Here is a 12,238-nt window from a genome sequence, read left to right as displayed (position 1 = left end):
TTCAAGTTTTATCTGCATGTAAGTTTTTTTTGCATTATTTTGTAGCTTTTTCCACTTGAACAAATAGATAAAAAAATGATAACATTTAGTTGTTGTATTTTTTTATAGGGTGGATTTAGTAATTTGAGAAATAGCAGAAAAAGAAGACGTTCTTTAGGGAGAAGAACTTACAGAAAAAGAAACGGTCAAAGACTGTCCGTTAGAGAATATAAATTAAGAAGAAGAAAAGAAATACTTGTACATACAGTTTCACTGGCAGCCGGAGTTGCAATACTCGTAACAGTTTTTGTATTTATCATGAGCAAGGTCCATATAACCTTACCAAAGGACGGACCGTTTGATACTTTCACCGAGCAAGGGGACGATGATGAGGCATCACATGATATTGTTGATACAGAAATAAAAGAAGTCGAATTAAATCCTTTCTTGGAAAAATCCGAGGATGCACGTGCCTTCTTTAAGGGCTATAAAGTTGATTATATGGAGACTAATGTTGCCCATCTAAACAGCAATAACAAAGATAAAGAAGACTATGTAGACAGTTCGTATGCCGTTCTTCTTGATCTTGATACAGGAAAAGTAATTGCCGGAAGAGGCGCCAAGACAAGAATGTTCCCGGCATCGATGACCAAGATATTAACTCTTTTGGTTGCTGCCGAACACATAAAAAGTCTTGATGACGAGTATGAAATAAATGAAGGCATAGTACAATATGTCTTAGAAAACGACTGTAGTAACGTTGGTCTTGAAGCCGGTGACAAACAGACCGTTCGCGATCTTATGTACGGTACGATTCTTAAATCCGGTGCTGATGCAGCGATTGGACTTGCCGAATATGTTGCAGGATCTCAAGAGGCTTTTGTAGAGCTTATGAACCAGAAAGTTGCAGAGCTCGGCCTTTCAAGTTCGGCACATTTCACTAACTGTGTCGGTATTTTTGATGAAGACCTCTATTGTACACCTTTAGATATAGCAATTATTCTTAAGGCTGCTGAAGAGAACAAGCTTTGTAATGAAGTTCTACACACAAAAACCTATACTACTTCGCCTACAAAAGCTGCTCCGAACGGAATAAGCATTAGTAACTTGTTTATCAGAAGAATAGAAGATAAAGATACCTTGGGTACTGTACTTGGTGCAAAGACCGGATATGTACACCAGGCCGGATCATGTGCGGCCAGTTATGAAGTGTCTGCGCAGGGAAAACACTATATATGTGTTACTGCGAAAGCATATAGTTCATGGAGATGCATATATGATCATGTAGCTATTTACACTACTTTTGTAGACAAAACTCCCGAAGAAATCGCCAACGAAAACAAAGATAATATTGAAGCAAGTAATGAAGCATTAAAATAAATAAAACAAAACTGCTTGGGGAAAATTTCTCAAGCAGTTTTTCTTACATAACTTCATACCTTAAAACAAATATATAAATATCATCGCAATCCCTGTAGCAATGAACGCGATTCCTTCATGGCTGTATCAGAGGCTTTTGCATATATATTTGTCGTCTGAATGCTCTTATGGTTCATTTTTTTCTTAAGAAGCAGAATATCATTGTCACTTGCAGCATAAAAGCTCATCGCAAAGCTAGATCTTAATTTGTGCGGAGATATAATCCTTGCTTTTTCCGGCAGGCACACAGAAACATATTTCTTTACAAGAATCTCTACCGCACGCACTCCCAGTCTGTTGCCGGAAGTAGTAGTGAAAGCAGGAAATTTAAGATTCTTGGAGGTCAATCCAAATTTGGCCTTCTGTGAAGTAAAGTAAATCTCCAGATAATCGCGACATTCATCGGAATAGTAGATTACCTGCGTATTGCCGCCTTTTCTTGTGACAACAACACTGCATTCTTCAAGATTAAAGTCGATAATATCCGTATCAAGCATCTCGGAAACACGAAGGCCGGTATCCAGAAGTAATATGAACATGGCCGAATCTCTGTCAGCATAGATATAATGGACCTTTGCGACAGAATCATGAAGATTCGTCCCGTGCCTTACAGTATCAAGAAGAACGCGTTGTTCGTTGTTTGTTAAATAAATAACATCCTTGTTTGGAATTTTTATTGTCTTCGTAGCTGCAATCGGATTACGGGACATTTTGCCCGTAGCTACAAAGAAGCCATACATACTGGATAATGAAGCACGTTTTCTTTTTACGGTTGATTCCTTGTGATTTCCGGAAAGCGTTGTCAGGAATCTGTTTATATCAAGAATTTCTATGTTGGCCACGTCATCTATTGACAGATCCTTAATGTTTTTATCACAATGCTTTGGAAGGAAACTTACAATAAATTCAAGATAGACCTTTATGTCACGACAATATTCGAGTTTTGTCGCATAATTTTCGACACGCCCGAAGTTGTATATGAAATCAGAAACAAACTCAGGCATTTCACTTAAAAGCTCATTGATTTTATCAGAGTATTGTTTTTTGTTATCAGGCATATTATATTTCCCCCAAAAAAAAGATTTTTATTCGCATAAAAATAGATATATAGGCATAGAATACCCATATATCTATTATAACACGTTATATGTTTTTCGTAAAACTAGAATTTTGCGAAAAAGTATATTTTACATCCCTATTATGGGAATATTATGGGAAGATCTTTGAATAATCTTATATACGCTTGCTAATAACTGTTTGTAAGTTAGCTATACTTTTCTCTTTTATTGAGAACTACTAACAATACTATGAATGCAATCAATCCGAAGATACAGTCGGGAATTGCATCTTTTATTCCTTGCATTATTGTTGAATCTACTGCAGGAATACCAATTCCTTCCGCCTGACTTACAAAGCATGACCAAATACTGGCTAAGTAATCATAGAGTCCGTGCAAGACCACAACCAGCCAAAAATTGTCTGTAATATAATAAATACATGCAAAAAGGACTCCACCTGCAGTCGCATATACAACCTGAGAAGTAATCCATACTACATGATTTGGATAGAAAATAAGATTAAGAAAATGAGTAAGTCCAAAAGGAATCGCAGATAAAATTACCGCCAAAATTATTCTCCCCTTGCTTTCGCCCAAACAATTTCTTAATGTATTAAAGAGTACACCTCTATAGATAGCCTCTTCAAATACACCTACTGACATCATAAGCAGAAACATGAATATTGCATTTGGAAGTCCCTCTTTGAAACCAATATCAGTGGGAATCCTCATAGCTAATAAATTATGTATGCAGCAAGCTACTCCAACCAAGCCTATAACACTAAAAAGTCCCTTAAAAAAACCTTTAATTTTAAATTCCACTCCATATATATTTGCCATAAAAACAACGCTGACAGTACCTATAACATAACGAGCAATCATTCCCGGTAGTGCAAAATTTCCCTCACCTAAAAGCGTCAATCCTACTGTCGATATTAAAAACATAATGATAAAAAGCACCAATCCCGGTGCAAATTTTCTTTTTTCCATTTTTTCTCTCTCTTTCATCAAAAACACTATTAAATATTTCAGCTGCCGTACTATTATAGACATAGTATAAAAAAACAAAGCTTCTGTACACATACCATTGGTATAATAAACAAGCAAAAAGTCGCCCTAACCGTACAATTAGGACGACTTTTTTAGCTTTTCATGACCTTATAGAGAAGAAAAAAAGAAAATTATGGAATATATTTATTCACTTACAGAATTAATGCCAGATAACTTCAAGCGTCGGACCCTGCGTAGGAACTGTAAAATCTTTATTTCCTGAAACTTCCTTAAATTCACGATTAACAGATATATCTCGCATAAATACAGGAATTCCCTCGTTGTTCATAAAAGCATTGATATATTCGCTTATAGATTTTATCTTATGATCAAAGCACATGCCACCCATATCCGGTTGACCGGGATTATGAATATCGGAACCTGCAGACATTCTGAACCCCTTCTGGACGGCATACTGATAACCGAGTGAATTTTGATAATCAAGATTGCAAGCGTTGTATGCCTCGACCCCGTCACAAACAGACGGTGTAAGATTTATCTCGCTGAGATACCCTCTTTCCCTGTATGGATGAGCCTGAATCATGATTCCGCCGTAGTCATGAACAGATTTATAAACTTCATATCTGTCTTTTTCAAGAATGTCGGGATTGTCAAGAAGCCACTTTTTATCAACTCCGTAAAGAAGAAATTCGTCTCCGTGAAAATTATATTCTATACCGAACATAACGGTAAGATCCGAGCCGGTTTTCTGAGCCTCTACCAGAGCGTGCTCATAGCCGCTGCAGTACATCTCTACCCTCTTCTCCCAGGGCAGATCTTTCGGGACACAGCTGTTCCCGTTAAAAAAATGGTCTGTAATAATTATTCCGCTGTAACCAAGTTCAGACATGTATTTTATAAACTCGCGGGCCTCTGTTCCGGAACATGCGCTCGCTTCCTTGGTGTGCATGTGAGTTTCATAAATGTACTTCATAATGTTGTCTTTTTGTGCTCCTTTAGTCAGTCGTATATGCTATCAAAAGGCGAAGGGTGTTTTCTGCGCCATCTTTATGACTTCTCTCATACCCGTGAGAAGCATAGACACCGGCACCTATAAGTCCATGCCTAAGATCGTTGCCGGCGCGAAGCGAAGCCTCTGCATCACTTCCGTAGAACGGATAAACGTCAACGGCATAATCTATGTCATTATCTTTTGCAATCTCAATAAGAGCTCTTACAATATTGTAGTTGTAAGGCCCGCCACTGTCTTTTGCGCAAATTGAAACCTGTTTTTCGCTACAATCAAGGTTTTCACCGACGCATCCCATATCAACTGATATCACCTCTGTACAGCCTTTTGGAACACTTCCGCATCCTCCGTGGCCAACTTCTTCAAAAACCGTTATATGGGCATATATCGCTCTTTCAGGGGTGATATTATTATCTTTTAGATATTTTGCATAAGCAAATAAAATTCCGACGCTAAGCTTATCATCAAGGAATCTGGATTTGATATATCCGCTCTTTGTCACTCTGAAATTCGGATCAAAACATACTATATCACCGATAGAGATACCAAGCTTCTTTACATCGTCTGCATCTTTTACATCTTCATCAAGAACAACTTCGCAGCTGTCCCAGTCTCTTTTTTGCTCGTTATATTTCCCGTTTACATGAATTGATGCATCATTTAACTGGAAAGTACCTTCGTATTCACCGTTAAACTTGGTTATGACCTTTACGTTTTCAGTCTCGGCATTGTTTGGATTCATGCCGCCAAGATTGGTAAGCTCCAGTCTTCCGTTTGACTTGATCCTTGAGACCATTCCGCCAAGCGTATCTACATGAGCTTCGAGAAGGAGCCCGTTATCTTTATCTTTGCCGCCAAACTCAACAATAATACCGCCTTTAACCGTGTAGTAAGCATTAAAACCAAGCGCTTCAAACTCTTTTTTTACAAAAGAAGCTGCTTCTTCGGTATAACCTGTGGGAGAATCGATGTTTACGATTTCTTCAGTTTTCTTTACAAGATAATCGACATATTTTTTTTCAAGTTTTCTCTTCATATTTACTTCGCTCCTCAACAAAACATTCTACTCTTGGAAAATGCAATATTCCAGCAAAAAAGGATAAAATCTTTATTTAAAAAAATTGAATCCCCCGATAATGCAGAAAAAAGCCTGTATCCATAAGATACAGACCTATTGATAAAATTTATTACAGCAAAGATTTTACAGCATTATCCATTGCAGATTTAACCTTTGTATTCATGTCATCGGAAATCTGCACATGAAGCATATTTATAACCCTGTTATCTATAGAATAGCCCAGTCTTGATGCATGCTCGCTCAGATCGTCGGTATGAGTATTCTCATAGCTTGAACGAAGATTAGCGCTCAAGAGTTTCATTGATGTCATTGACTCATATACTTCGGCAAAATCAGCCCCGAATTTCTTCTTATCTTCTTCGCTCAAAGAAGAGATTGCAGTCTGATTAAGATATTTGTTTGTAATACTGTCAACCGATGCCATAAAATTAAAATCCATAAATGAAATATCTCCCTGGAATTATTCAGATACAAATTATATATCGGAAGACACGAATTTTAGTTAAGTCATTTTACAAAAAATTCAAAATATACCATATTTTGTTTAATAACGTAAAAAGAGCAAAACAGACTTAAAATCTGCCTTGCTCGTGATTTCCCGGCTATCAGCCATTCTTTGCGGCTTCGTAGTCTTCAATATACTGAATTATCAGCTTTACAGTGCCCTCAATTCCAAGGATGCTTGAATTGATGCAAAGATCGTAGCTGTCTGCTCTTCCCCATTTCTTGGAAGAATAATAGTTGTAATAACTCTGGCGCTGTTTATCTTTCTTTATCATCATCTCACGTGCTTTTTCGTTTGATGTGATATCGGAAAATCTCTCACGGATTCTCTTAATCTTACATTCTTCATCACCGTAAATAAAGAGATTTAGAACATTCGGAAGGTCACTCAACGCATAGTCTGCGCATCTTCCGACGATGATACATGGTTCTTCCTTCGCAATCTTCTTGATTGTATCAAACTGTGCAAGGAAAACCTTGTGACTGATCGGCATATCTACAAAGCTTGAAGAATTATATCCAAAAGAATATGTATCCATTACAAGATTATACAAAAAAGAATTTGTAGGCCTCTCATCGTGATTCTGGATCATTTCCTCGCAGAATCCGCTTTCTTTTGCGGCTCTTGATAAAAGTTCCTTGTCATAACATTTTATTCCAAAATGATTGGCCACCATCTCTCCGATTTCTCTTCCGCCCGATCCAAACTGTCTACCGATAGTAATTATCGTATTCATACAGATCACCCCTTTTTATAAAAAAGCTTTACTCTCATTTATATCTTACCTTATTTGAGAATATCAAGCAAATGCTGAAAATATGCAGGTAAAGGGGCGTCTGTCTCGATATATTCAGAACTTTTCGGATGAACAAAAGAAAGAGTTTTTGCATGAAGACACTGACCTTCCGTCTTAAATTTGCTCTTTCTTCCGGAAGCATAGACCTCATCTCCCAAAAGAGGATGCCCGATATGCGCCATATGAACCCTAATCTGGTGCGTTCTTCCTGTTTTTAACTTACACTCTATATAAGTCATATTATCCTGCTCAAAACGCTTTAAAACGCGATAATGTGTAAACGCATCTTTTCCGCCTTTTGAAACGACAGCCATTTTCTTTCTGTCAGAAGGGCTTCTTCCGATCGGCGCATCAATATCGCCTTCATCTTCTTTGATTATTCCATAGCAGATGGCATGATAAATGCGGTCTATGGAATGCTCCTTAAGTTGAGCCGCTATATCCCTGTGAGAGGCGTCATTTTTGCAGATAATAACGGAACCTGTCGTATCTTTGTCGATCCTGTGCACGATTCCGGGTCTTAAAACGCCATTTATACCCGACAGATTCTTGCAATGAAACATAACGGCATTTACGAGCGTATCGGAATAATGGCCGGGAGCCGGATGCACCACCATGTTTTTTGGCTTATTTACAACAAGCACATCTTCATCCTCATAAATGATATCAAGAGGGATATCCTGCGGTACAATCTCGGGAACTTTAAGCGGCGGAATCTCCATCTTTATCACATCATTCTCAGATACAACATAACTTGCCTTTACATTCTTATCATTGCAAAAAACCTTTTTATCATCGATAAGTTTTTTTATATAAGAACGCGAAAAAGAATCGATAAGTTCACTTATAAGCTTATCGATTCTGTATCCTTCATATTCATCGGTAACTACACATTCAAAGAGATTAGTTTCATCCATTCTCAAAATACCTTATTTGAACTCCTTGAATTTCTTCTGCTGCTTGAAGCTCAAAAATTCAAAATCGTTATCCTTGTAGTAAAAAAGAAGAAGTACCGCAAAGATAAATGTTGCAACCGTAACATAAATATCGGCCACATTAAAAATAGGAAAATTGATGATAACAAAATAAATGAAATCAATAACATAATCATTATGTATTCTGTCGATCATGTTTCCTGCGGCACCGCTTGCAACAAGTGCCAGAACAATATGCAAAATATTATATTTCTTGTCATCGGGCATTCTGAAAAGAACGTAAGCGATAACCACAAGCATAATTGCGGCAATAAGTACGAAAAAAACCTTCTGATTCTGAAGCATTCCAAACGCAGCTCCGCTGTTTTTCAAAAAATTAAGCTCAAGAACCCCGTTGATTATCTTGATCGCGGGCTTATCCTGAAGATGTACAAATGCAAGGTGCTTTGTGAGCTGATCGAAAAATATCAGCAAGACAATAAGTACAAGATCGGAAAGTAAAAAAAGTTTTTTCTTTTTAGATAAATTTGTGTTCATAATAAATCCTCGTAAAACCTCTATTTATTCATTGGCCTTTTTTGACCAATCAATTTCTTCGAGAGCGGCTCTCATCTCATCATCCGTAACCGTAGTATCGATAACGGCTCTGCCTATCTTCTTGATAAGGATAAACTTGATCTTATCCGCATCCGCTTTCTTGTCGGATTTTGCAAGTTTTATAACCTCATCCGCGTCAATACTCTCAAGAGAAATAGGAAGATTAAACGGAACAAGCATATCTCTTACTTCGTAATATTCTTCCATCGAAAGAAGTCCCTTCTTCCAAGAGATAAATGCTGCCGCAACAAAACCGAGCGAAATACACTCTCCGTGCATAAGCTCAAAGTTTTTGTACTTCTCAATTGCATGTCCGAGTGTATGACCAAAGTTAAGAAGTACTCTTTCACCCTTCTCTGTGGGATCCTTCTCAACAACAGCTTTCTTCACAAGACAGCTTCTGTATACCATCTCCAAAAGAGTATCAATATCCCTGTTATCAATCTCATACATATTGTCAATGAGCCAGGTGTAGAATTCGCTGTCCTTGATGATTCCATGCTTCATAACCTCGGCAAAACCTGAAGCAAACTGTCTTTCGTCAAGTGTCTTAAGAGTTGATATATTCATATAAACAAGTTTCGGCATATAAAATGCTCCGACCATGTTCTTATATCCTTTGTAATCAACGCCTGTCTTTCCGCCGATACTGCTGTCCGACTGAGCCAGAAGCGTCGTAGGAATCTGGATAAAAGCAATCCCTCTTAAATAAGTTGCAGCCGTAAAACCTGACATATCGCCTACAACTCCGCCGCCGAGAGCAACGATAAGATCATGCCTGTCAAACCGGTTCAAAATAAGCTGTTCATATATCTTATTTATCTCATCGAGGTTCTTATTTGCCTCTCCTGCGGGTATTACACACTTTATAACAGTTTTTGCAACTTTATTTAGTATATCACATACTTCACTTGAGTAAAGCCCATCCACATTAGAATCTGTGATAAGGCAGATTTTTCTGTTCTCAAAACCGATTTTCTTTACTTCGTCAGCAAGGTCAGAAAAGTCTTTGCTATATACGATGTCATAGCAAGGTTTCTCCTGATAGCATACGTTTAATGTCTTTTCCATAACATTCTCCTCAAAAAAAGACTGTTGACCTTATTATCTGTGTCAACAGCCTCGATCTTTTTAATCTATCTGCTGTGGTCCTTCTGTAATTCCACCACCGAATGTCCCGCTCAAAATACTCTGGAAATCACCTGAAATATCTACAGATGCAGGTGTAATAATAAATATATATCTGGAAATTTTCTGAAGATTACCTGATATTGCAAATGTCGAACCCGAAGTAAAATCAATGATTCGCTGTGCGATATCAACATCAAGACCTTCCAGATTAAGCACAACAGTCCTGTTAGCCAAAAGTGTTTCCGTTATCTCCCTTGCATCCTCGACAGATGTAGGTTTAATCACGCAAACCTCCATGCCTGCCGCAGATAAAGCCTTCCTTGATCTGGTAGGAACAACTTTGGGAGTTGTCTTCTTCTTTTCCTCGGAAAGATCTATTGCAGGAACATCCTTTCCAATAGGAGTCGTATTGCTAAATATATCGTTTTTGGAACTGCTATCATAGTAGACATCATCAGAATCGTAATATCCGCTTTCATCATCTCCCGTAAGCTGTATTGCTTTTAAAAACTTATCCATTACGCTCATTATCTATATGCTCCTCATAATAATAATCCCAACAAAAATCTACTTTAATATTATCGTAGATTTGTACCGTATGTCAAATCGCTGTTGAGACAAACGGGCTCTTTGCTCGGGTTTTGGTCAAGGATTTGCGGTCGAACCGCCATCTGCCGATTCATCAATTGTCGCTTGAGAATCTTCTGAATTCAGTGAATCACCTGAAGATGCGCTCTCCGCCTCATCCGCCGATCCTTGTGAAGCCGAAGTTTCTTCACTATCCTGTGAATCTTGCGGTTCGTCTTTGGATCTGAGATTTTTATCATATGATTCGGCATCCAGAATAATATAGTCATAAACTCTAAGGCCGTATCTGGTTTTAGACTTAACTATAGAGTATTCCTCGTTATTGTAAAGGACTTCAATCTGCTTGAAGTCGGCATAGCCTTTATTATAATTATATACGCCTTTAAGCGTACCCGTTTTGCCTACTGTAAATGTCGCGTTCGAATCCGGCTTTATAAGCACATCTCCGGCTCTTAGCGAATCCGTATCTATATAGCAGTCGGAATCATCCTCATTATAAATTGATATATTGACCGATTCAACAGTCTTATTTCCCTGCTCATCATATTTATCCCTAAGAACGCTCGTCGTTTCATCATTGTTCTCAGAAATAAAATCCTGCGGAACGGTAAAAAAGCTCTTTTCTACAATTGCGGAATTAGGTATCTTAAGACCGTTATTGCTGTCTGTCATAATCTCCACACTTAAGAATCTGTCCCTGCAGAAAGTGATCATGGAATTGGTAAAAGACAACATGAAAAATTTATCACCGTTTCCGTTGGTAAACGAAGACACCTTTGCCGAGGAAATATCCTGATTCTTGATAAATTTAACATCAACATACTGATGACTTTCAAGTTCCTTGGCCTGCTCTTCATCTTTTACATTTATTATAATGGACCAGTCTTCACTGTCGCAGATCTTATAAACCGGATCACCCTTTTTTACAAGTGAATTATTTATAAGCTGATGCTTTTCATATTTTGACTGATCAAAATTTTCAAGAGTAATACTATCGGGAGTAAGATTTTCATAGCCGTCGGTTGAATAAATTACTATGCCCGGATCCTGTGCACTGACTCTGGCAATGGAATTATTCAGATTAAGAGATTGAATGTCGTTAAGAAGACTACTGTTTGAGAGCTTCTGCACTGTGCCGTCAAGTCCGCTCTTAAAATCATAAACAGTATAAAAATTTTTCTCATCAAAAGATGAAGTGAACGACATGATCTGAGAACGAAGTTCCGACATGCTCTCATCATTCAGCTCCACTTCTTCCGACCCCTGTGATTTTAAATATTCAATAAGTTTTCCCGATTCATCTATAGTATAAACAAGATCTCCGACCGCTGCCCTGGTACCTTCGGATGCAATATAATACACATAGCCTGCGCGGTCAGCAGGAACGATCTTTTCGCTTCTGATAGCGATGGCTTCATAAATATTATTGGTCGAAAGAGATCCGTCCATAACCTGATAAGGAATAACGCGGTCTTTTCCAAGGTAAATGACAACACTGATGATTATATATATTGCCACGGCAACAAAGAAAACCACTCCGATATTTAGATTATTTATGTTTTTGGGATACTTTGTAATTTTTCGGCTATTCTGGCCGGCCATATTATTAACCTTCTTCATACATTGAGCCGCGGTGATCCGCGGCTCAAATATCTCATACTTAAAATTTAAAGTGAAATAACAACCTTTGATTTTACGCTTTCGGGGAGTTCTGACTCATCCATTGAAAGACTGAGAACAAAATCAATATTAAACTTTTCGCCAAGCTTTTCGAGCTTGTCGATAGTTCCGGAAATATCTTTTCCTTCAAGACAGGATATTTTCAAAAAACTGTCAAAATACATTTGCTGGAGATCATGGTCCTGAGAAATAATACCACTGACGAAACCAATGAATTCATCGGAATTTTCTATCATAAACTCCGAGACGACTATCAGACGAATCTTATTGTTAAGTTCATACATGTGCTTGGTACTCTTATCAAGAAAGGCTACGGAACCGAGAACATTTTTTACCTCGGTGTTCACCTTGTCCAATAAGCATTTGGTCTTACCTTTTCCTTTTTTCCCAACAATTAACTGAACCATCGGCATACCCTCCCGCAAGTAAGTATTTTATCGATATATTAATTAT

Annotated in this window: 13 protein-coding genes; 1 reads left to right on the top strand and 12 read right to left on the bottom strand. The window is 37.9% G+C overall.

Annotated elements, in window-relative coordinates:
- Positions 1-123 precede the first annotated feature (123 nt).
- On the top strand, positions 124-1,359 hold the full coding sequence (locus G628_RS17895; RefSeq protein ID WP_051198968.1) for a D-alanyl-D-alanine carboxypeptidase family protein: 1,236 nt from the start codon (positions 124-126) through the stop codon (positions 1,357-1,359).
- An 80-nt stretch (positions 1,360-1,439) separates the two neighbouring features.
- Here G628_RS17895 and G628_RS0102545 read toward each other — a convergent pair whose 3' ends face one another.
- The 12 genes from G628_RS0102545 to G628_RS0102490 all read right to left on the bottom strand — a co-directional run bounded on the left by G628_RS0102545 (position 1,440) and on the right by G628_RS0102490 (position 12,192).
- Positions 1,440-2,456 carry a tyrosine-type recombinase/integrase gene (locus tag G628_RS0102545; RefSeq protein WP_027208375.1) on the bottom strand — a complete coding sequence of 339 codons (1,017 nt, stop codon included), beginning with the start codon at positions 2,454-2,456 and terminating at the stop codon, positions 1,440-1,442.
- A gap of 206 nt (positions 2,457-2,662) precedes the next feature.
- Positions 2,663-3,445: a CPBP family intramembrane glutamic endopeptidase gene (locus tag G628_RS17890; RefSeq protein ID WP_027208374.1), complete on the bottom strand. Its 783-nt coding sequence runs from the start codon at positions 3,443-3,445 to the stop codon at positions 2,663-2,665.
- A gap of 220 nt (positions 3,446-3,665) precedes the next feature.
- Entirely contained in the window at positions 3,666-4,439 is a 774-nt protein-coding gene (locus G628_RS16180) for a PHP domain-containing protein (protein WP_034500520.1), read from the bottom strand.
- Between the two features lie 22 nt (positions 4,440-4,461).
- Entirely contained in the window at positions 4,462-5,511 is a 1,050-nt protein-coding gene (locus G628_RS0102530) for a M42 family metallopeptidase (RefSeq protein ID WP_027208373.1), read from the bottom strand.
- 151 nt (positions 5,512-5,662) lie between these two features.
- On the bottom strand, positions 5,663-5,992 hold the full coding sequence (locus tag G628_RS0102525) for a hypothetical protein (RefSeq protein WP_026654879.1): 330 nt from the start codon (positions 5,990-5,992) through the stop codon (positions 5,663-5,665).
- A 166-nt stretch (positions 5,993-6,158) separates the two neighbouring features.
- On the bottom strand, positions 6,159-6,794 hold the full coding sequence (locus tag G628_RS0102520; protein ID WP_027208372.1) for an AAA family ATPase: 636 nt from the start codon (positions 6,792-6,794) through the stop codon (positions 6,159-6,161).
- Between the two features lie 50 nt (positions 6,795-6,844).
- Positions 6,845-7,771, bottom strand: coding sequence for an RluA family pseudouridine synthase (locus tag G628_RS0102515; RefSeq protein ID WP_026666774.1), 927 nt, complete (start codon positions 7,769-7,771; stop codon positions 6,845-6,847).
- A 12-nt stretch (positions 7,772-7,783) separates the two neighbouring features.
- Positions 7,784-8,326 (bottom strand): signal peptidase II, encoded by a 543-nt coding sequence (gene lspA, locus G628_RS0102510; RefSeq protein ID WP_026666773.1) that lies wholly within the window; start codon positions 8,324-8,326, stop codon positions 7,784-7,786.
- A 24-nt stretch (positions 8,327-8,350) separates the two neighbouring features.
- A complete protein-coding gene (aroB, locus tag G628_RS0102505; RefSeq protein ID WP_027208371.1) occupies positions 8,351-9,457 on the bottom strand; it encodes a 3-dehydroquinate synthase in 1,107 nt (368 codons plus the stop codon).
- Positions 9,458-9,517: 60 nt separating this feature from the next.
- Entirely contained in the window at positions 9,518-10,045 is a 528-nt protein-coding gene (locus G628_RS0102500) for a cell division protein SepF (protein WP_026654882.1), read from the bottom strand.
- A 117-nt stretch (positions 10,046-10,162) separates the two neighbouring features.
- On the bottom strand, positions 10,163-11,725 hold the full coding sequence (locus tag G628_RS16175; RefSeq protein WP_242827151.1) for an HlyD family efflux transporter periplasmic adaptor subunit: 1,563 nt from the start codon (positions 11,723-11,725) through the stop codon (positions 10,163-10,165).
- A 47-nt stretch (positions 11,726-11,772) separates the two neighbouring features.
- Positions 11,773-12,192 carry a hypothetical protein gene (locus G628_RS0102490; RefSeq protein ID WP_026666771.1) on the bottom strand — a complete coding sequence of 140 codons (420 nt, stop codon included), beginning with the start codon at positions 12,190-12,192 and terminating at the stop codon, positions 11,773-11,775.
- Between the last annotated feature and the right edge of the window lie 46 nt (positions 12,193-12,238).

The organism is Butyrivibrio hungatei NK4A153 (assembly GCF_000424465.1).
GTDB classification, from domain to species: domain Bacteria; phylum Bacillota; class Clostridia; order Lachnospirales; family Lachnospiraceae; genus Butyrivibrio; species Butyrivibrio hungatei_A.
The sequence above is the reverse complement of the archived record's forward strand: the minus strand, read 5'-3'. Positions and strand labels throughout refer to the sequence as shown.